Below are 20,996 nucleotides of genomic sequence, written 5' to 3' on the forward strand. Positions count from 1 at the left end.
CCCGGCAACGAGGCCGGGCCGGCATTGTAACAACAAAGACGACAGAGGGAACAAACGCCACCGGCATCATGCGGATACCGGCGGCGTTCGTAGAAGAGACGCTGGAAATCAGTTCCCTTCGAGGAACGACTTCAGCTTGTCGGAACGGCTCGGGTGACGCAGCTTGCGCAGCGCCTTGGCCTCGATCTGACGGATCCGCTCGCGCGTGACGTCGAACTGCTTGCCGACTTCCTCGAGCGTGTGATCGGTGCTCATCTCGATACCGAAACGCATCCGCAGCACCTTCGCCTCGCGCGGCGTCAGCGAATCGAGCACGTCCTTCACGACGTCGCGCATGCTGGCATGCAGCGCGGCATCCGCCGGCGCGACCGTGTTGGTGTCCTCGATGAAGTCGCCGAGATGGGAATCGTCGTCGTCGCCGATCGGCGTTTCCATCGAGATCGGCTCCTTCGCGATCTTCATGATCTTGCGGATCTTGTCTTCCGGCATCTCCATCTTCTCGGCGAGCGTTGCCGGATCCGGCTCGAGACCGGTTTCCTGCAGGATCTGCCGCGAGATGCGGTTCATCTTGTTGATCGTTTCGATCATGTGAACCGGAATACGGATCGTGCGCGCCTGGTCCGCGATCGAGCGCGTGATGGCCTGACGGATCCACCACGTCGCATAGGTCGAGAACTTGTAGCCACGACGGTATTCGAACTTGTCCACCGCCTTCATCAGGCCGATGTTGCCTTCCTGGATCAGGTCGAGGAACTGCAGGCCGCGGTTCGTGTACTTCTTTGCGATCGAGATCACGAGACGCAGGTTCGCCTCGGTCATTTCGCGCTTCGCCTGACGCGCCTTCAGTTCGCCGGCCGCCATCTGGCGGTTGGTTTCCTTCAGGTCCTTCAGCGGCAGCACGACGCGCGCCTGCAGGTCGAGCAGGCGCTGCTGCTGTTCGCGGATCGCCGGGACGTTACGCGACAGCACCGCGCTGTACGGATGGCCTTCCGCGGTAATCTTCTCCGCCCAGTCGAGATCCGTCTCGTTGCCCGGGAAGCGCGCGATGAATTCCGAACGCGGCATGCCGCACTTGTCGACGACGATGTGCAGGATCTGACGCTCGACCTGACGCACTTCGTCCACCTGCGCACGCAGCGTGTCGCACAGGCGTTCGACGGTACGCGCGGTGAAGCGGATCGTCATCAGCTCGCTCTGGATCGTTTCCTGCGCCTTCAGGTAGGCCTTCGACTTGTAGCCTTCCTTCTCGAACGCACGGCGCATCTTGTCGAACCACTCGCTGATCTGCGAGAACTTTTCGAGCGACGCGCGCTTGAGGGCTTCGAGTTGGGCGGCATTCGCCGATGCCTGCGCGGCACCGTCGTCTTCCTCCTCTTCCTCTTCTTCCTCTTCCTCTTCGGCTTCCTCGTCCTCGTTCTCGATGGCTTCCGCTTCCTTCGCGGAGAAGCCGTCCGTATCGGCCGCGTCCGCGGCGTTCGGATCGAGCAGGCCGTCGACGAGCTCGTCGACGCGGATCTCTTCGTTCGCGACGCGTTCGGCCATCGCGAGGATGTCGGCAATCGTCGTCGGGCACGCGGAGATGGCCATCACCATGTGGCGCAGGCCGTCCTCGATCCGCTTCGCGATCTCGATTTCGCCTTCGCGCGTGAGCAGCTCGACCGTGCCCATTTCGCGCATGTACATCCGGACCGGATCGGTCGTGCGGCCGAATTCCGAATCGACGGTGGACAGCGCGACTTCCGCTTCCTCTTCGACTTCATCGTCCGACGACGCGGCGGGCGCGTTGTCGTTCAGGAGCAGCGTTTCCGCGTCCGGCGCCTGCTCGTAAACCGCCACGCCCATGTCGTTGAACGTGCCGATGATGCCCTCGAGGGCCTCGGTCTCGGTGAAGTTGTCCGGCAGGTGGTCGTTGATTTCGGCGTACGTGAGGAAGCCGCGCTCCTTGCCGAGCTTGATCAGCGCGCGCAGTTTCACGCGGCGCTCTTCGAGCTCCTCGGCCGTGCCCGGCGTGCTCGTCGCGAACGCTTCCTTCAGCAGCGCCTTTTCCTTGGCGCGACGATCGCGCACCTTGGACTTGCCCGGTGCAGCCGCCGCTGCGGGCTGCTCGTCGCTCTGATTTGCGTCGTCTTCGACGGATACTTCGTTCAGCTTTTTGGTCATGGAGTTCGCCATACCGGCTATATCGACTCGCGGCTGCTGGACGACAGCCGGTTGAACCGTGGGTGCATGAGTAGTACGTACTGCCGTTTCGTCCGCGTCGGCAGTCGTGTCCCTTGCGCTTTTCGCACTTGCCCGCTTCGCCGCCGGCTTGGCCGGCCCGGAGTCGGGTCTGGCGGCAGCCCGTGTTCTGGCTGCCGGCGCCGGCGCAGCCTGAGCAGTGCCGGCCGCGGTTTTCTTTCCTGCAGGGGCTGACGTGGCTGAAGACGTTGTCCTGGTGGAAGAAGCAGACTTGGCCGCTGTGACCTTCTTGGTCGGCTCCGTCGAGCCCTTGCCTGTTGCTTTCTTTCCGCCTGTCGTCTTTGCCATCGCGATTCTCGCCTCTGCTTGGAAAACAAACCGCTGGAAACCTTATATTATAGCACGCTGGGGAGCCCTCTCTAAGCGCCCCAGCCGCCTACAGCCCGAGCCGACGCTTCATGTCGGTTCGCTGCTGGTTCAATTCCGTCAATTCAGCCAATTCCTCGGGGGTGAACGTGGATTGCCGCGCCAGCCTGTCCAGCCGGTCGCAGCAGGCGTCATAGCGCATCTTGAGCACCGCTGCCTGCAGCTCCTCCCCCGCAATCCGCTCCTGCTCACGCTGCCGCTCGGGCACCGTCTCGTCTTCCGGATTCTGTAACAGCAAATCGCGGACGTTTTCATCATAGTCCAGAATTTCGCGGAAGATTTCCTCGTAAGTCGCCCCGTTCGAGGACGTCCTCAGGACATCCGACAACAGCCGGAACTCCGCGCCGTCGCCCAGCGCACGCGCATGATCGACGACTTCCGCGAACAGCTCGCCGATGCGCGGCAGCGCGCGCAGGGTCGCAATCTGTTCGTCGTCGAGTTGCGATGCGACGCGCGGATGCATCACCAGCGTGCGCAATGCGCGCTTTTCGCTGTCCGTCACGCGGCGCCGCTCGCTTCGCGGGGGCGCCTGCCGCGGCGGCGCCGCGATGCGCGTATCGACGTCGGAAAGCGCCGCGACCTCTTCGAACGGGATATCGAGACGATCGGCGAACATGTGCATGATCTGCGCGCGCAACGCGTTCGCGGGTAGCGCCTGCAACAGCGGCTTCGCATCGAACAGCGCTTTCGCGCGGCCTTCCGGCTGATCGAGCGCCTTGCCGGCAATTGCTTCGTTCAACAGAAATTGCGACAGCGGCATCGCGCGTTCGACCTGCTCGGAGAACGCGTCCGCGCCGAACTCGCGCACGTAGCTGTCCGGATCGTGCTCGGTCGGCAGAAAAAGGAACCGGATCGTACGGTTGTCGCCCGCATGCGGCAGGCAGGCCTCGAGCGCGCGCCGGGCCGCGCGCCGCCCGGCCGAATCGCCGTCGAAACTGAAAATCACGGTGTCGGTCTGACGCAGCAGCTTCTGTACGTGAATCGGCGTGCACGCGGTGCCGAGCGTCGCGACCGCGTTCGGAAAGCCGAGCTGCGCGAGCGCGACGACGTCCATGTAGCCTTCGACGACCAGCACGTACTTGCGCTCGCGAATCGCGAGGCGCGCCTCGAACAGGCCGTACAGCTCGCTGCCCTTGTTGAACAACGGCGTTTCCGGCGAGTTCAGGTACTTCGGCTCGCCGCTGCCGAGCACGCGGCCGCCGAAACCGATCACCTGCCCCTTCACGTTGCGGATCGGGAACATGATCCGCTCCCGGAACCGGTCGTAGCGGCGCGCGACGCCCTGCGCGTCGGTTTTCTCGCTGACGATCACGAGCCCCGCCTCGACGAGCGACTCGTCGCGATAGTCGGGAAACGCGGCTTCGAGGTTCTGCCAGCCGTCCGGCGCATAGCCGAGACCGAAGCGCGCGGCGATCTCGCCGGTCAGGCCCCGGTTCTTCAGGTACTGGATCGCGACGGTCGCGCCGCGCAACTGCTTGCGGTAGTAGTCGCACGCCGCCGTCATCGCATCGGACAGCGCGGTCGCCACCGATTTCGACACGGGCGCCGGATAGTCGCCACCGCCTCCGCCCCCACCGCCGCGCATCGACGGCTCGTGCGGCACGGTCAGCCCGACGGATTGCGCGAGTTCCTGCACGGCTTCCGGGAACGTGAGCCCCGCGTGCTCCATCAGAAAGCCGATCGCCGTGCCGTGCGCGCCGCAACCGAAGCAGTGATAGAACTGCTTGGTCGGGCTGACGGTAAACGACGGGCTCTTCTCGTTGTGGAACGGGCACAGCCCCATGAAGTTGGCGCCGCCCTTCTTGAGCTGCACGTACCGGCCCACCACGTCGACGATATCGACGCGGTTCAGCAAATCCTGCAGGAACGAATGCGGAATCACCGTGGGATCGAGCGAAAAAAGACAATACGACGCCCGGCGCACGCATCGCTGGGCGCGCCGGGAACGGGTTTTACTTCGTGAGCGCGGCCTTGACCTGTGCGGAAACGGCCGTCATGTCGGCACGGCCGGCGAGCTTGCCCTTCAGCACGCCCATCACCTTGCCCATGTCCTGCGGGCCGGCTGCGCCGGTTTGCGCGACCGCCGCCTGGACCTCGGCCGCCACTTCGGCGTCCGACAGTTGCGCGGGCATGTAACCGCCCAGCACGGCCAGCTCGGCCTGCTCCTTCGCGACGAGATCGTCACGGCCGGCCGCCTGGAACTGGCTGATCGAATCCTTGCGCTGCTTGATCATCTTGTCGATCACGGCCGTGATGCCCGCGTCGTCGAGCGTGACCCGGTCATCGACTTCGCGCTGCTTGATCGCGGCCATCAGCAGGCGAATCGTTGCCAGGCGCTCGCTTTCCTTCGCGCGCATCGCGGCCTTCATGTCTTCGCTGATCTGCTCTTTCAAACTCATCTTTCACCCGGGATGGAAACGTGAATCCGACGCCCGCGAACGGGCGTCAACACAAAAACCCGCTTGGGACATTGTCTCAAGCGGGTTGCTCGAATCCGGCATCGGCGACTCGCCGCCTGATCGGCTGCGCGACCGCACCCGATCGCACGGAGTCGCCGGTGCGCCGCTCAGCGAACCGCGCGGCGCCCAATCGTTCAGTACAGCTTCTTCGGCAGCGTCTGGCTGCGAATACGCTTGTAATGACGCTTCACCGCAGCGGCCTTCTTGCGCTTGCGTTCTGCGGTCGGCTTCTCGTAAAACTCGCGCGCACGAAGCTCGGTCAACAGACCGTTCTTCTCGATCGTGCGCTTGAAGCGACGCATTGCAACTTCGAACGGCTCGTTCTCTTTAACGCGAATGATCGTCATGATCCGACACGAATAAAGGTTTGCAGGGAAAGACTACCGAGTATAGCAGAGCGATTGCTCGAAGGCACGGACCCCAGCCCCGCCGGAACGGCGCCGGCCGGCGCGTCAGGCGCCGCGCGCGTACTCGGCCGCGGCCTGCCCGGCCGCCGTGCCGGACGCCCACGCCCACTGGAAGTTGTAGCCGCCGAGCCAGCCCGTCACGTCCACCGCCTCGCCGACGAAGAACAGCCCGGGCACGCGCGCGCTCATCATCGTCGCCGACGACAGCTCCCGCGTATCGACCCCGCCCTTCGTCACTTCGGCCTTCTTGTAGCCTTCGGTGCCGTTCGGCGTCAGCGTCCAGCCGGACAGCGCGTCGCCGATCTGCCGCAGCTTCTTGTCGGGCAGGTCCGCGAGCCGCGCGTCGGCCGCGACGCGATGCGTGTCGAGCCACGCATGCGCGAGGCGCGACGGCACCCAGTCGGCGAGCAGCGAACCGATCTGGCGCTTCGACGTGCGTTTCGCGTCGAGCAGATCGGCCACGGTGTCGCGCTGCGGCAGCAGGTCGACGCGGATCGGGTCGCCGGGCTGCCAGTAGCTCGAAATCTGCAGGATGCCCGGCCCGGACAGCCCGCGATGGGTCAACAGCAGGTCCTCGACGAATTCGCCGCCGCGCTTTTTGTCGCCGGTCGATACGCGTACTTCGAGCGACACGCCGGACAGCGGCGCGAACGGCGCCCAGTCCTGCGGCGCAAACGTCAGCGGCACGAGGGCGGGCCGCGTATCGACGAGCTTGTGGCCGAACTGCTTCGCGAGCCGGTAGCCGAAGTCGGTCGCGCCGATCTTCGGGATCGACAGGCCGCCGGTCGCGACGATCAGCGCGCGCGCGCCGATCGGGCCGGCCTGCTGCGTGTCGAGCGTGAAGCCGTCGGCCGGCGCATGGCGCACCGCGTCGACGACGACGGGCCGGCGCCACGCGATGCCGCCCGCGTCGCACTCGTGCTTCAGCACGTCGATGATCGCATCGCTGCCGTGGTCGCAAAAGAGCTGCCCCTTGTGCTTTTCGTGCCAGGTCACGTGATGGCGCTTGAGCAGCCCGAGGAAGTCGCGCGGCGTATAGCGCGCCAGCGCCGAGCGCGCGAAATGCGGATTCGACGACAGGTAGTTGTCGGGTCCGGCGTACAGGTTCGTGAAGTTGCAGCGGCCGCCGCCCGAGATGCGGATTTTCTCGGCGAGCCGCGGCGCGTGATCGATCAGCACGACGCGACGGCCGAGCTGCCCGGCGACCGCGGCGCTCATCATGCCGGCGGCGCCCGCGCCGATCACGGCGATGTCATAAGTTTCCATGGCGCGGATTGTACCTGCCTGGCCTCGCGCCCGGGCCGCCTGCGGCGGCGGCGAGCCCCTGCCTGCTATAATTTCAGGTTACGTCGACCTACCCGCGGCGCGTCCGAAACGGCGCGCCCTGCCCTCACCCATGCTCGTTCTCGGCATCGAAAGCTCCTGCGACGAAACCGGCCTCGCGCTCTACGACACGCAGCGCGGCCTGCTCGCGCACGCGCTCCATTCGCAGATCGCGATGCACCGCGACTACGGCGGCGTCGTGCCCGAGCTCGCGTCGCGCGACCACATCCGTCGCGCGCTGCCGCTGCTCGAGGAAGTGATGGCGCAAAGCGGCACGCGCCGCGACGACATCGACGCGATCGCGTTCACGCAGGGCCCCGGCCTCGCCGGCGCGCTGCTGGTCGGCGCGAGCATCGCGAATGCGCTCGCACTCGCGTGGAACAAGCCGACCGTCGGCATCCATCACCTTGAAGGCCACCTGCTGTCGCCGTTGCTGGTCGACGAGCCGCCGCCGTTCCCGTTCGTGGCGCTGCTGGTTTCCGGCGGCCATACGCAACTGATGCGCGTGACCGACGTCGGCGTGTACGAGACGCTCGGCGAAACGCTCGACGACGCGGCCGGCGAAGCGTTCGACAAGACGGCGAAGCTGATCGGTCTCGGCTATCCGGGCGGCCCCGAAGTATCGAAGCTCGCCGAAACGGGCACGCCGGGCGCGGTCGTGCTGCCGCGTCCGATGCTGCATTCGGGCGATCTCGACTTCAGCTTCAGCGGCCTGAAGACGGCCGTGCTCACGCAGATGAAGAAATTCGAAGCGGCGAAGCTCGAGGGCGACGCACTCGAACGCGCGAAGGCCGACCTTGCGCGCGGCTTCGTCGATGCGGCCGTCGACGTGCTCGTCGCGAAGTCGCTCGCCGCGCTGAAACAGACGAAGCTCAAGCGCCTCGTGGTCGCGGGCGGCGTCGGCGCGAACCGCCAGTTGCGCGCCGCATTGTCGGCGGCCGCGGCCAGGCGCGGCTTCGACGTGCACTACCCCGATCTCGCGCTGTGCACCGACAACGGCGCGATGATCGCGCTCGCGGGCGCGCTGCGGCTCGGCCGCTGGCCCGAACAGGCGAATGCCGATTACGCGTTCACGGTGAAGCCGCGCTGGGATCTCGCGTCGCTCGCAAGCTGAATCGCGCCACGCGATGCCTCGAGCAGGAAAACAAAAAGGCCGCTCGGTTCCGAGCGGCCTTCGTCATTGGCGGAACAAAACGCCGCGGCGTTATGCAGCCAGCCGCTTGTCGCGCTCAATCAGCGCATACGCGCTGTGATTGTGGATCGACTCGAAGTTCTCGGCTTCGAGCACGTACGCGATCACCCGCTCGTCCGCATCGAGACGCTGCGCGACGTCACGCACGAGATCCTCGACGAACTTCGGGTTCTCGTATGCACGCTCGGTGACGAACTTCTCGTCCGGACGCTTCAGCAGCCCCCACAGTTCGCACGACGCCTCCTCTTCCGCGATGCGGATCAGCGCCTCGACCGGCAGATCGGCGGCCAGCTCCGCATCGATCGTCACGTGCGAGCGCTGGTTGTGCGCGCCGTACTGCGAGATCTTCTTCGAGCACGGGCACAGGCTCGTCACCGGCACGAGCACTTTCAGGAACAGGCGCGTGTCGCCGTTGCGGCTTTCGCCCGCGAGCGTCACTTCATAGTCGAGCAGGCTCTGCACGCCGGACACCGGCGCCGTCTTGTTCACGAAATACGGGAACGTGACCTCGATGCGGCCGGCCTCGGCTTCGAGCTTCACGAGCATCGACGCGAGCATCGCGCGGAAGCGCTCGACCGTCAGCGGCGCGCGATTCTCTTCGAGCAGCGCGACGAAGCGCGACATGTGCGTGCCTTTCTGGTCGGCCGGCAGATGGACGTCGAGGTTCCAGACACCGACGGTCGGTTGCACGTCGCCGCTCTCGGTACACACCGTCAACGGATGCCGAACCGCCTTCACGCCCACGCGCTGAATCGGGATCTGACGGGTATCCACCGTGCTCTGCACGTCGGGCATCACGAAGGCGGGATTCATCTGGTTCATTTATTCAATCCTTGTAAGCCGCGCGTCCGACGACGCGCACGCCGCATCATGCGGCGGCCGGAAAAGCAACATGGGCCCGCAGGCCCATGTTTTCCGCATCAATGAAGACCGGTTGCACCAGTCGCACCGACGCCGCCCGCGGGCGGCGTCGGCTTATGCGACGCGCTTCGCCTGACCGGCGACATCGGCCGCCGGATTCAGAAAGCGTTCGCGAATCGATTTCGCGATGCCCGCGCCGTCGAGGCCGCATTGCGACAACAGCTTCGCGGGGTCACCGTGATCGATGAACAGGTCAGGGAGGCCCAATTGTAGTACGGGTCGGATAACCCCACTCTCCATCAGGGCTTCGACGCACGCCGAGCCTGCGCCACCCATCACGCAGCCTTCCTCGACCGTGACGACGTAGTCGTGCGTTTCGGCGAGCTCGCGCACGAGCGCCGCGTCGATCGGCTTCACGAAGCGCATGTTCGCGACCGTTGCATCGAGTTCCTCGGCGGCGGCAAGCGACGGCGCCACCATCGTGCCGAACGCGAGGATCGCGACGCGCTTGCCTTCCGGCTGCGACGTGCGGCGCCGCACTTCGCCCTTGCCGACCGGGATCTCGGTGAATTCCTTCACCGTCGCCACGCCCGTGCCCGCGCCACGCGGATAGCGCACCGCGGTCGGGTTCGGTTGCTGCAGCGCCGTATGCAGCATCTGGCGGCACTCGTTCTCGTCGGATGCGGCCATGATCGTCATGTTCGGGATGCAGCGCATGAACGCGAGATCGTACGCACCCGCATGCGTCGCGCCGTCCGCGCCGACGAGGCCCGCGCGGTCGATCGCGAACACGACCGGCAGATTCTGCAGCGCGACGTCGTGGATCAACTGGTCGTACGCACGTTGCAGGAACGTCGAGTAGATCGCGACGACGGGCTTCAGCCCTTCGGTCGCGAGACCGCCCGCGAACGTCACCGCGTGCTGCTCGGCGATGCCGACGTCGTAGTAGCGATCCTTGAAGCGCTTCTCGAATTCGACCATGCCGGAGCCTTCGCGCATCGCGGGCGTGATGCCGACCACGCGCGTATCGCGCTCGGCTTCGTCGCACAGCCACTCGCCGAACACCTGCGTGTAAGTCTTCTTCGCAGGGGTGGTCGACGGCTTGATGCCTTCGGCCGGATTGAACTTGCCGGGGCCGTGATAGAGCACGGGATCCGCTTCGGCGAGCTTGTAGCCCTGGCCTTTCTTCGTCACCACGTGCAGGAACTGCGGGCCGCGCAGTTCGCGGATGTTCTGCAGCGTCGGGATCAGCGAATCGAGATCGTGACCGTCGATCGGGCCGATGTAGTTGAAGCCGAACTCCTCGAACAGCGTGGCCGGCACGACCATGCCCTTCGCGTGCTCCTCGAGCTTGCGCGCAAGTTCGAGCACCGGCGGCGCCACGCTCAGCACGCGCTCGACGCCCGCGCGCGCAGCCGCATAGAAGCGGCCCGACATCAGGCGGGCGAGATGGCGATTCAGCGCGCCGACCGGCGGCGAGATCGACATGTCGTTGTCGTTCAGGATCACGAGCACTTTCGCATCTTCCGACACGCCCGCGTTGTTCATCGCCTCGAACGCCATGCCGGCCGTCATCGCGCCGTCGCCGATCACGGCGATCGAGAAGCGGTCGTCGCCGTTAAGCTGGCTGCCGATCGCCATCCCGAGCGCGGCCGAGATCGACGTGCTCGAGTGCGCGGTGCCGAACGTGTCGTATTCCGACTCCGAACGGCGCGGGAAACCCGAGATGCCGTCCTGCTGACGCAGCGAGTGCATCTGGTCGCGGCGGCCCGTCAGGATCTTGTGCGGGTAGGTCTGGTGACCCACGTCCCAGACGATGCGATCGTTCGGCGTGTCGAACACGTAGTGCAACGCGATCGTCAGCTCGACCGTCCCGAGGTTGGACGACAAATGGCCGCCCGTCTTCGACACGCTGTCGAGCACGAACGCGCGCAGTTCATCCGCGAGCGGTTGCAGTTGGCGACGATCGAGGCGGCGCAAATCCGCCGGGTCGTCGATGGTTTTCAGCAAGTCGTACATCGTCGTTCCATTGTAGGAAATCAAACGCGCCCGCATTCTTTTGCACGCACCGTAGCATGTGCGCGGCGGCGGGCTTTCGCGTCAGCTGACCCGGTTCACTACCAGGTCGGCAAGTTCGGCGAGACGCTGTGCGCGTGCGCCGAACGGTTTCAGCGCGTCGTGCGCTTCGGCGCGCAGCTGCGCTGCCAGCTCGCGCGACGCCTCGAGACCGAGGATCGATACATAGGTCGGCTTGTCGTTCGCCGCGTCCTTGCCGGCCGTCTTGCCGAGCGTCGCCGAATCGGTCGTGACGTCGAGAATGTCGTCGACGACCTGGAAGGCCAGACCCACGGCGCCCGCGTAAACATCCAGCGCGGCCATCGTTTCCGCCGACGGCGTCTCGCCGGCGAGCGCGCCCATCCGCACGGCCGCGCGCAGCAATGCGCCCGTCTTCATCCGGTGCATCGTCTCGAGCTGTTCGCGCGTCAGCTTCAGGCCGACGCTCGCCAGGTCGATCGCCTGCCCGCCGGCCATGCCGATCGAGCCGCTCGCGAGCGCCAGCTCGCGCACGAGCGCCGCCTGCTGCACCGGCGACAGCGCATCGGCGTCGGTCAACGCGACGAACGCCTGCGACTGCAGCGCGTCGCCGACCAGCAGCGCCGTCGGCTCGTCGTACTGCACGTGCACGGTCGGTTTGCCGCGACGCAGCGCGTCGTCGTCCATGCACGGCATGTCGTCGTGCACGAGCGAGTAGACGTGGATCATCTCCAGCGCCGCCGCCGCCGCGTTGCGCGCCGCTTCCGTCGCGCCGGTCAGTTCGCCTGCTGCATGGCACAGCAGCGGGCGAACGCGTTTGCCGCCACCGAGGACCGCATAGCGCATCGCCTCGTGAAGTTTCGCGGGCGTCGCGGTTTCGGCCGGCAGATAGTGGCCGAGTGCGTCCTCGACACGGTCAAGCACGGACCGCATCCATTGTTCGAATGTCATAGATCGTCGTCTTCGCCGTCCGTGGCGGCCGTTCCGGACGAAAGCGGCTTCAGCGTCGCGCCGTCGAGCACGCGAACCTGCTGCTCCACTTTCTCGAGCTGCTGTTGGCAAAACGCAACGAGGGTCGCACCGCGGCGATACGCCGCCAGCGAATCCTCGAGGCTCAACGCGCCGCCTTCCATCCGGGCAACCAGCGTCTCGAGTTCCGCCAGCGCCATCTCGTAATTGTCCGGCAACGGTTCGGTGCCATTGCCGGGCGGCGTGGCGCCTGGGGATGCGGTTTTCGCCATGGACGAGGTGTCAAATTTCAAAACAAGTCGGACATTCTACGGCAAAAGAGAATTTTCCGACCTGCCGTGTTGGGCGCCCGCGCACAATTCCGGCCCCATCTACGACGCACAGTGTGCGCCTTTGGACGGCCGCCCGACAAAAAATTGACACAAATCAGGCACTTAATCCTAGCCTTGCGGGGCGAACCGGGTATAATTCTCCGTTTCCCTAAATCGATTTTTCGATGGTTGGGTTGTTCACTGCTTTCACGCTAACACCGGGAGTGGGAATGTCCAATCTGAGCGATGCGCTTCAGTTGAAGTCGGCCCACAGCCAGCTTCCAGTCACTGCATATTTCGATGAGGCGCTGCTTGAGCGCGAGATCGAAACCCTCTTCAAGAAAGGTCCTCGTTACGTCGGGCACGAGCTGATGGTGCCCGAGGCGGGAGACTATTTTGCGCTGCCGTCCGAGAAGGAAGGCCGCGTGCTGGTCCGTAACCAGACGAACCGGATCGAACTGCTGTCGAACGTGTGCCGCCACCGGCAGGCGATCATGCTCAACGGGCGCGGCCATGCACAGAACATCGTGTGCCCGCTGCACCGCTGGACGTACGACCTCGATGGCCAGCTGCTCGGCGCGCCGCACTTCCCCGACAAGCCGTGCCTGAACCTCGGCAAGAGCCCGCTGCAGAACTGGCAGGGGCTGCTGTTCGAGGCCGAGGGCCGCAACGTCGCGCGCGATCTCGCGAACCTCGGCACGAAACATCACTTCGACTTCTCCGAGTACCAGTTCGATCACGTCGAAGTGCACGAGTGCGATTACAACTGGAAGACGTTCATCGAGGTCTACCTCGAGGATTACCACGTCGTCCCGTTCCACCCGGGCCTCGGCAGCTTCGTGTCGTGCGACGATCTCAAATGGGAGTTCGGCGACTGGTACAGCGTGCAGACGGTCGGCGTGCACAACGCCCTCGCGAAACCGGGCAGCACGACTTACCAGAAATGGCACGAACAGGTGCTGAAGTTCCGCAACGGCGTGCCGCCGGAGTTCGGCGCGATCTGGATGGTGTACTACCCGGGCCTGATGATCGAGTGGTATCCGCACGTGCTGGTGGTGTCGTGGCTGATTCCGCGCGGGCCGCAGAAGACGACCAACATCGTCGAGTTCTATTACCCCGAGGAAATCGCGCTGTTCGAACGCGAATTCGTCGAGGCCGAGCGTGCCGCCTATATGGAAACGGCCGTCGAGGACGACGAGATCGCGATGCGGATGGACGCGGGCCGCCGTGCGCTGATGGCCCGCGGCGAGTCGCAGGTCGGCCCGTACCAAAGCCCGATGGAAGACGGGATGCAGCACTTCCACGAGTTCCTGCGCCGCCACCTCGGCGACCTCTGACAGCGGCTGCGGCGCGTTGACGCCGCGCGGCATCCGGCAGACGAAAAGACGGGCTTCGGCCCGTCTTTTTTTGTTTAGACTTGGAGTGTCAGGCCATTTGCACTCCAGGGAGTCGTCATGCCGCACACTCATTACACCACGCTCATCTCCGCCGCCAATCTCGCCGAGCGCCTGGCCGCGGCGCCCGGCAGCGTCGCGCTGTTCGACTGCCGCTTCGATCTCGCCGATCCCGGCGCCGGCGAAGCCGCCTACGCGGCAGGTCACCTTCCCGGCGCGCACTATCTTCATCTCGACCGCGACCTGTCGGGCCGCAAGACGGGCACCAACGGCCGCCATCCGCTGCCGACCCGCGACGCGCTCGCGACGCTGCTCGCCAGCCGCGGCCTCAAGCAGGGTCAGCAGGTCGTCGCGTACGACGCGCAAGGCGGCGCCTATGCGGCGCGCCTGTGGTGGCTGCTGCGCTGGCTCGGCCACGATTCGGTTGCCGTGCTCGACGGCGGCTTGCAGGCCTGGGAAGCGGCCGGTCAGCCGCTGACGACCGACGTGCCGCACCCGGTCGCCGGCGACTTCCGCTCGGCCACGCCGCTCGAATCGACGGTCGATGCAGCGACCGTGCTCGCGAACGTGTCGTCGCCCGCGCGCGTCGTGATCGATGCACGCGCACCGGATCGCTATCGCGGCGAAAACGAAACGATCGATCGGGTGGGCGGCCACATTCCGGGCGCGCGCAACCGTTTCTTCAAGGACAACCTGACCGCCGACGGCCGCTTCAAGACCGGCCATGAATTGCGTGAGGCATTCACCGCCGTGCTGGCCGGCACCGAGCCGAACCGCGTGATCCTGCAATGCGGCTCCGGCGTCACCGCATGCCACAACGCGCTGGCGCTGGAAGTGGCCGGCCTGCACGGCGCGTCGCTGTATCCGGGCTCGTGGAGCGAATGGAGCGCCGATCCGTCGCGGCCGATCGCGACCGGCCCGAATCCTTGAGCGCCCGCGCGGCGCGACGACGATGATGCGGCGGCCGATGCCGCGGCGGCCGGTGCCGCGGCGACCGATGCCGCCGCTCGTCGTTTACATCACGCCGTACTTTTGGAACCACTCGATCGCGCGCTTCCAGCCGTCCTCGGCATCGCCCTTCACGTAACTCGGCCGGTAGTCGGCGAAGAACGCGTGACCGGCATCCGGATACACGACGATCTCCGATTCGCGCGCGCGCTTCGAATCGCTCGCCTGGATCGCCTTGCGCATGTCCGCGAGCGACGCCTGCGTGATGTTCTGATCCTTCTCGCCATACAGCCCGAGCACCGGCACCTTCAGCAACGACGCATGGTCGACCGGATTGAACGGCGTCATCTCGTCGGTCTTGCCTTCGACGAAGCCGTACCACGCCACGGCGGCCAGCACGTGCGGATTGTGCTCCGCATACAGCCACGCTTGGCGGCCGCCCCAGCAAAACCCCGTCACGCCAAGACGCGACAGGTCGCCGCCGTTCTTGCCGGCCCACGCGACGGTCGCATCGAGATCCTCCGTCACCTGCCGGTCCGGCACCTTGCTGATGATGTGGTCGTACAGCTCCTTCATCGTCGGATACTTCGCCGCATTGCCCTGCCGGGCGAACAGGTCGGGCGCGATCGCGAGATAGCCGAGCTTCGCGAAGCGCCGGCACACATCGGCGATATGCGCGTGCACGCCGAAGATCTCGTGGATCACGATGACGACCGGCAGGTTCGTCTTGTCGACCGGCTGTGCGCGATACGCCGGAATACTCGCATCGCCCGAGCGGATCTCGATGGTGTCGACGTCCAGCCCGGCGCTGTCGGTCGTGACCGTCTGCGCCGACACGGGCAGCACGGCCGCCGCGAAGGTGCCGCCGAGCGCAGCCTGCATGAACTTGCGGCGCGAGAACGGGACGTGGGGGACCAGGCTGTCGACTTCGGGTTTCAACATGAATGCACTCCTCGATTGGGCGCCGCCGTCACGATCGCCGATACGGCATGACGGGGCATCGCACCGGCGCGCGGCGCGGAAGTCGCGGCGGTTGGCACGCCGCCGCAAACGAAAACCCGGACAAGATGCCCAATAATCCGTTGTCGCGTCAACTGTCGGATGTGTAAGACTCGATTACGACACGCGGCGGCGCCGAATCGATCGTCGCGCGAACCCTGGCGAATCGAAAAGAAAAACGGGCGGCGAACACGCACGACATGCGCATTCCCCGCCCGCTCCGCGTGCGACGACGCGATCAGTGCAGCTTGACGCGCGGCAGCGTCGTGCGCCGCAGCCAGTGCGCGACCGTGTCGAGCATCATCCGCGGATAACCGTGCAGCGCCGCGATGTGCAGCCGGTACAGCGACATGTACATGAAGCGCGCGAACAGCCCTTCGATCAGCATGTTGCCGCCGATCAGCCCGCCCATCAGGTTGCCGACCGCGCTGAAGTGGCCGAGCGACACGAGCGAGCCGAAATCGCGGTACGTGAACTCCGGCAGCGAGCGGCCTTCGAGCCGGCAGCCGATCGCCTTGAGCAGGAAACTCGCCTGCTGGTGCGCCGCCTGGGCGCGCGGCGGCACGTTGCGTTCGTTGCCCGGCCATGCGCAGGCCGCACAATCGCCGAGTGCGAACACGTTGTCGTCGGTGAAGGTCTGCAGCGTGCGGCGCACGTCGAGTTGACCGAGCTTGTTGACCTGAAGGCCGTCGAGGTGCGACAGCACCGACGGCGCCTTGATGCCGGCCGCCCACACCGTCAGGTCCGCGCGCACCGCCTTGCCGCTCGCGGTATGCACGAACCCGGGCGCCACCTCGGTCACGCGCTCGCTGAGCATCAGCCGCACGCCGAGCTTTTCGAGCAGTTCGGCCGTCGCCGTCGACACGCGCTCCTGCAGTGCCGGCAGGATCCGCGGCCCCGATTCGATCAGCACGATGCCGACGTCATGACGCGGATCGAGCTTGTGCAGCCCGTACACGGACAGCACCTGCGCGGTATTGCGCAGCTCCGCGGACAACTCGACGCCCGTCGCGCCGCCGCCGACGATCACGACCTGGATACGCGGCTCGGCCGACTCGCCGGGCACGGTAGGCGCCGACGCCTGGTGCTCGGCGCGCATGCATGCCGCGATCAGCCGCTTGCGGAAGCGTTCGGCCTCCCCGACCGTGTCAAGTGCGATCGCGTTTTCCGGCGCGCCCTGCACGCCGAAGAAGTGGGTCGTGCTGCCGATCGCGATCACCAGCGTGTCGTATTCCAGCTCGCGCGCCGGCAGCAGTTCCTCGCCGTCGCTGTCGTTGAGCGGCGACAGCGTGACGCGCTTCGCCGCGCGGTCGAGCCCGGTCAGCTCGCCCTGCTGGAACTCGAAGCCGTGCCAGCGCGCCTGCGCTGCATATTCGAGTTCCTGCGTGAACGGGTCCATGCTGCCGGCCGCGACCTCGTGCAGCAGCGGTTTCCAGATGTGAGTCGGATTGCGGTCGACGAGCGTGACGAGCGCACGCGCGGGACGATTGCCGCGCGCGCCGTAACGGTCGCCGAGCCGCGTCGCCAGTTCCAGGCCACCCGCGCCTCCGCCTACGATGATGATCCGATGCATCTGATTCCCCCTTTGCGAGTCGAAATGCTGCCGCCGGACGAAGCAAACGCGATGCACGCGCGCCGCCCGGTGGATTAACCGGTTCGGACATCATCGATGTGCAGTTCGAAGCACGACGATGCGGCCGATCCGGCACGCGGGGCGCGCCGCCCCGCGTCAATGACATGCCTGACATGCATTGTCCGGGAGCTTGCGCGTTGACCACAAGCAAACCATCTCGATATTTGGCATCCCTGCAACAATATGCCGCGGGAAGCGGGAAATCGCACGGGGTGCGTCAGTGTGCCTCTTCCCAGTTCGCGCCGGCGCCCACTTCGGCGACCAGCGGCACCTTCAGCTTCGCGACGCCGCACATCATTTCCGGCAGTTTCTCGCGCACGAGCGACAGCTCGCTTTCGGGCACCTCGAGCACCAGTTCGTCGTGCACCTGCATGATCATTCGCGACGCAAGCCGGTCGCGCGTGAGCCAGTCGTCCACCGCGATCATCGACAGCTTGATCAGGTCGGCCGCTGTGCCCTGCATCGGTGCATTGATGGCCGCGCGCTCGGCCGCCTGGCGGCGCGGACCGTTGCCGCCGTTGATCTCCGGCAGCCACAGGCGGCGACCGAAAACGGTTTCGACGTAGCCCTTCTCCTTCGCCGCCGCGCGCGTGTCTTCCATGTACTGCGCGACGCCCGGATAGCGCGCGAAATAGCGGTCGATATAGAGCTTCGCCGCGTCGCGCGTGATGCCGAGATTCGATGCGAGCCCGAACGCGCTCATCCCGTAGATGAGCCCGAAGTTGATTACCTTCGCGATCCGGCGCTGGTCGGAATTGACCTCCAGCGGCGTCACGCCGAACACCTCGGCGGCCGTCGCGCGGTGGATGTCCTCGCCCTGCGAGAACGCACGCAGCAGCGACGCGTCGCCCGAGATGTGCGCCATGATCCGCAGTTCGATCTGCGAATAGTCGGCCGACACGATCCGGTGGCCCGGCGAGGCGATGAACGCTTCGCGGATACGCCGGCCTTCGGCCGTGCGCACCGGAATGTTCTGAAGATTGGGATCGTTCGACGCAAGGCGGCCCGTCACCGCGACAGCCTGCGCATAATTCGTGTGCACGCGGCCGGTGGCGGGGTTCACCATCCGCGGCAGCTTGTCGGTATAGGTCGACTTCAGCTTCGACAGCCCGCGATGCTCGAGCAGCAGCTTCGGCAGCGGGTAGTCCTCCGCCAGCTTCTGCAGCACTTCCTCGTCCGTCGACGGCGCGCCGCTCGGCGTCTTCTTCACCACCGGCAACTGCAGCTTCTCGAAGAAGATCTGCCCGATCTGCTTCGGCGAGCCGAGATTGAATTCGCCGCCCGCCAGTTCGTATGCCTCGCCCTCGAGTTCGATCAGGCGCGTCGCGATTTCGGTGCTCTGCGCGTGCAGGCGCGCATCGTCGATCAGCACGCCGGTGCGCTCCATCTTGCGCAGCACGAGCGACACCGGCATCTCGATCTCGCGATACACGCGCTCGAGGCCCGGCTCGCGCGCGACCTGCGGATACAGCGCGTGATGGAGCTGCAGCGTGATGTCGGCGTCTTCGGCCGCGTATTCGGCGGCCTGCGCGAGCGCCACTTCATCGAAACCGATCTGTTTCGCGCCCTTGCCGGCCACGTCCTCGTACTTGATCGTCTTGACGCCCAGATGACGCAGCGCGAGGCTGTCCATGTCGTGCGTGCGGTGCGATTCGAGCACGTACGATTCGAGCAGCGTGTCGTGCTCGATACCGTTCAACGCGATGTCGTAGTTCGCGAGCACCTGTGCGTCGTACTTCAGGTGCTGGCCAACCTTCTTGCGATCGGCCGATTCGAGCCACGGCTTCAGGCGCGCGAGCACTTCGTCGAGCGGAAGCTGCTCGGGCATGTCGGGGCCGCGGTGCGCGACCGGCAGGTAGGCCGCCTTGCCCGGCTCGATCGAGAACGACAGGCCGACGAGCCGCGCGAGCATCGGATCGAGCGCGGTCGTCTCGGTGTCGAACGCGGTCAGCGCGGCCGCGTCGATCTTCGCGAACCACGCATCGAACTGTTCCCAGGTCTGGATCGTGTCGTATTCGCGCACGACGTCGGCTGCGATCACCGGGGCCGGCTCGCCTTCCGCCGCATCGGCGCCGCCGCCTTCGGCCGGTGCGCTCTCGACTTCACGCAGCCAGGTCTTGAAGCCATAGCGCGCGAAAATGTCGCGCAACAGGTCGCGCGCCTCGCCGTCGCTCTTCAGCGAAGCTTCGATCGAGTCGAGATGCGGCGCGAGATCGCAGGCCGTGTCGACCGTCACGAGCCGGCGGCCGAGCGGCAGGAAGTCGAGCGCGCGGCGCAGGTTGTCGCCGACCACGCCCTTGATCTCGGCCGCGTGTTCGATGACGCCGTCGAGGCTGTCGTATTGCGACAGCCATTTCACGGCCGTCTTCGGCCCGCATTTCTCGACGCCCGGCACGTTGTCGACGGTGTCGCCGATCAGCGCGAGGTAGTCGATGATGCGCTCGGGCGGCACGCCGAACTTCGCAAGCACGCCGTCGCGGTCGAGCGTCTCGTTGGTCATCGTGTTGACGAGCGTGACGCGGTCGGTCACGAGCTGCGCGAGATCCTTGTCGCCCGTCGACACGATCACGTTCATCCCGTGCCGTTCGGCTTCGCGCGCGAGCGTGCCGATCACGTCGTCGGCCTCGACGCCTTCGACCATCAGCAGCGGCCAGCCGAGCGCGCGCACCGCGCCGTGGATCGGCTCGACCTGCAACGCGAGGTCGGGCGGCATCGACGGACGGTTTGCCTTATAGTCGGCATAGAGGTCGTCGCGGAACGTCTTGCCCTTTGCATCGAACACGCAAGCGCTATACTCTGCACTGACTTCCTTGCGCATACGGCGCAGCATGTTGATGATTCCGTAGAGCGCTCCGGTCGGCTCCCCGCCAGGGCCACGCAAATCAGGCATCGCATGGTAAGCCCGATACAGATAGCTCGAACCGTCAACCAATAGCAGGGTCTTACCTTCCAGATTTCGTTCTTCAGGCATTATGAACAAGAGAAAAGTGATTCCGAGTCTGCGTTCGCTCGCAGATCAAGAGCGCGCGACGGCCAAGAAGGCGCGCGCATCGTGGCAGATGTTCACGATTATGGCAGAGTTTATCGAGGCGACCGAGTACCTGTCGGAGATCCGCCCGGCTGTCAGCATCTACGGTTCTGCCCGCCTCAAACCCGACACGCCGCACTACAAGCTCGCCGCGCAGATCGCGCGCAAGCTGTCGGACGCCGGCTTCGCGGTGATCTCCGGCGGCGGCCCCGGCATCATGGAAGCCGCGAACAAGGGCGCGCACGCCGGCAAGGCGCCGTCGGTCGGCCTGAACATCGAGCTGCCGCACGAACAGGCCGGCAACCACTATCAGGACATCTCGCTGCGCTTCCGCCACTTCTTCACGCGCAAGGTCACGTTCGTGAAGAATTCGGATGCGGTGATCGTGATGCCGGGCGGCTTCGGCACGCTCGACGAACTGTCCGAAGTGCTCACGCTGATCCAGACGAAAAAATCGCGCCTCGTGCCGATCATTCTCGTCGGCAGCGAATTCTGGCAGGGGCTGCTGCAATGGTTCCGCGATCAACTGATTCCGATGGGCCTGATCAATCCGGAAGACATGGATCTGATGCAGGTGATCGACGATCCCGACCAGGTGCTCGACGCGGTGCTTGCGTTCTACGAGGACAGCGGCGAGGAAGAAGGTTCGGACGACGACGATCATCCGCCGCGCCCGGAAGAAGACCGGATGTTCTATCTGTAACTATTCGGTGACGACAGCCGGCCCGACGGCCGGTTGTCGTGCTTCGCACGCGACCGACATCGTGGTCCGGCGGCGCGCCGGGCGCGACTTTGTAACGCGCTGTTAATACCGTTCACCGCCGCGCGCGGTCG

Annotated in this window: 16 protein-coding genes; 4 read left to right on the forward strand and 12 right to left on the reverse strand. The window is 65.7% G+C overall.

Annotated features, from left to right (window positions below; genetic code table 11):
- Positions 1 to 108 precede the first annotated feature (108 nt).
- The 5 genes from rpoD to A9Z05_RS13485 all read right to left on the reverse strand — a co-directional run bounded on the left by rpoD (position 109) and on the right by A9Z05_RS13485 (position 6,745).
- Positions 109 to 2,526, reverse strand: a complete 2,418-nt coding sequence (rpoD, locus tag A9Z05_RS13465; RefSeq protein ID WP_084044233.1) for an RNA polymerase sigma factor RpoD — start codon at positions 2,524 to 2,526, stop codon at positions 109 to 111.
- Between the two features lie 88 nt (positions 2,527 to 2,614).
- Positions 2,615 to 4,486, reverse strand: a complete 1,872-nt coding sequence (gene dnaG / locus A9Z05_RS13470) for a DNA primase (RefSeq protein WP_069618505.1) — start codon at positions 4,484 to 4,486, stop codon at positions 2,615 to 2,617.
- A gap of 70 nt (positions 4,487 to 4,556) precedes the next feature.
- A complete protein-coding gene (locus A9Z05_RS13475) occupies positions 4,557 to 5,003 on the reverse strand; it encodes a GatB/YqeY domain-containing protein (RefSeq protein ID WP_050011331.1) in 447 nt (148 codons plus the stop codon).
- Between the two features lie 194 nt (positions 5,004 to 5,197).
- Positions 5,198 to 5,410 (reverse strand): 30S ribosomal protein S21, encoded by a 213-nt coding sequence (gene rpsU / locus A9Z05_RS13480; RefSeq protein WP_006479415.1) that lies wholly within the window; start codon positions 5,408 to 5,410, stop codon positions 5,198 to 5,200.
- A 105-nt stretch (positions 5,411 to 5,515) separates the two neighbouring features.
- Entirely contained in the window at positions 5,516 to 6,745 is a 1,230-nt protein-coding gene (locus A9Z05_RS13485; protein ID WP_256121991.1) for an NAD(P)/FAD-dependent oxidoreductase, read from the reverse strand.
- A gap of 121 nt (positions 6,746 to 6,866) precedes the next feature.
- Here A9Z05_RS13485 and tsaD point away from each other — a divergent pair, with 121 nt between their 5' ends.
- On the forward strand, positions 6,867 to 7,907 hold the full coding sequence (gene tsaD, locus A9Z05_RS13490; RefSeq protein ID WP_069618507.1) for a tRNA (adenosine(37)-N6)-threonylcarbamoyltransferase complex transferase subunit TsaD: 1,041 nt from the start codon (positions 6,867 to 6,869) through the stop codon (positions 7,905 to 7,907).
- 90 nt (positions 7,908 to 7,997) lie between these two features.
- Here tsaD and folE2 read toward each other — a convergent pair whose 3' ends face one another.
- From folE2 to A9Z05_RS13510, 4 genes are all read right to left on the reverse strand, one after another.
- Positions 7,998 to 8,807, reverse strand: a complete 810-nt coding sequence (gene folE2, locus A9Z05_RS13495) for a GTP cyclohydrolase FolE2 (protein ID WP_069618508.1) — start codon at positions 8,805 to 8,807, stop codon at positions 7,998 to 8,000.
- Positions 8,808 to 8,960: 153 nt separating this feature from the next.
- Positions 8,961 to 10,865, reverse strand: coding sequence for a 1-deoxy-D-xylulose-5-phosphate synthase (gene dxs, locus A9Z05_RS13500; protein ID WP_069618509.1), 1,905 nt, complete (start codon positions 10,863 to 10,865; stop codon positions 8,961 to 8,963).
- 81 nt (positions 10,866 to 10,946) lie between these two features.
- Positions 10,947 to 11,831, reverse strand: coding sequence for a polyprenyl synthetase family protein (locus tag A9Z05_RS13505; protein WP_050011336.1), 885 nt, complete (start codon positions 11,829 to 11,831; stop codon positions 10,947 to 10,949).
- Positions 11,828 to 12,121: an exodeoxyribonuclease VII small subunit gene (locus A9Z05_RS13510; RefSeq protein WP_006479428.1), complete on the reverse strand. Its 294-nt coding sequence runs from the start codon at positions 12,119 to 12,121 to the stop codon at positions 11,828 to 11,830. The genes A9Z05_RS13505 and A9Z05_RS13510 overlap by 4 nt, the downstream gene beginning before the upstream one ends.
- Positions 12,122 to 12,390: 269 nt before the next feature.
- Here A9Z05_RS13510 and A9Z05_RS13515 point away from each other — a divergent pair, with 269 nt between their 5' ends.
- Positions 12,391 to 13,497: an aromatic ring-hydroxylating dioxygenase subunit alpha gene (locus tag A9Z05_RS13515; protein ID WP_069618510.1), complete on the forward strand. Its 1,107-nt coding sequence runs from the start codon at positions 12,391 to 12,393 to the stop codon at positions 13,495 to 13,497.
- Positions 13,498 to 13,614: 117 nt separating this feature from the next.
- Positions 13,615 to 14,484, forward strand: coding sequence for a sulfurtransferase (locus A9Z05_RS13520; RefSeq protein WP_069618511.1), 870 nt, complete (start codon positions 13,615 to 13,617; stop codon positions 14,482 to 14,484).
- Between the two features lie 84 nt (positions 14,485 to 14,568).
- On the opposite strand, the gene A9Z05_RS13525 is transcribed toward A9Z05_RS13520, so the two are convergent.
- The 3 genes from A9Z05_RS13525 to polA form a co-directional block, all read right to left on the reverse strand.
- Positions 14,569 to 15,444: a dienelactone hydrolase family protein gene (locus tag A9Z05_RS13525; protein WP_069618512.1), complete on the reverse strand. Its 876-nt coding sequence runs from the start codon at positions 15,442 to 15,444 to the stop codon at positions 14,569 to 14,571.
- A 295-nt stretch (positions 15,445 to 15,739) separates the two neighbouring features.
- Complete coding sequence (locus A9Z05_RS13530) at positions 15,740 to 17,074, reverse strand: NAD(P)/FAD-dependent oxidoreductase (protein WP_069618513.1); 1,335 nt, start codon at positions 17,072 to 17,074, stop codon at positions 15,740 to 15,742.
- A gap of 277 nt (positions 17,075 to 17,351) precedes the next feature.
- A complete protein-coding gene (gene polA / locus A9Z05_RS13535) occupies positions 17,352 to 20,105 on the reverse strand; it encodes a DNA polymerase I (RefSeq protein WP_069618514.1) in 2,754 nt (917 codons plus the stop codon).
- A gap of 1 nt (position 20,106) precedes the next feature.
- On the opposite strand from polA, the gene A9Z05_RS13540 reads away from it, so the two are divergent.
- Entirely contained in the window at positions 20,107 to 20,865 is a 759-nt protein-coding gene (locus A9Z05_RS13540) for a TIGR00730 family Rossman fold protein (protein WP_059237322.1), read from the forward strand.
- Positions 20,866 to 20,996: the final 131 nt, after the last annotated feature.

Source organism: Burkholderia sp. A2 (assembly GCF_001729305.1).
In the GTDB taxonomy this organism is placed as follows: domain Bacteria; phylum Pseudomonadota; class Gammaproteobacteria; order Burkholderiales; family Burkholderiaceae; genus Burkholderia; species Burkholderia sola.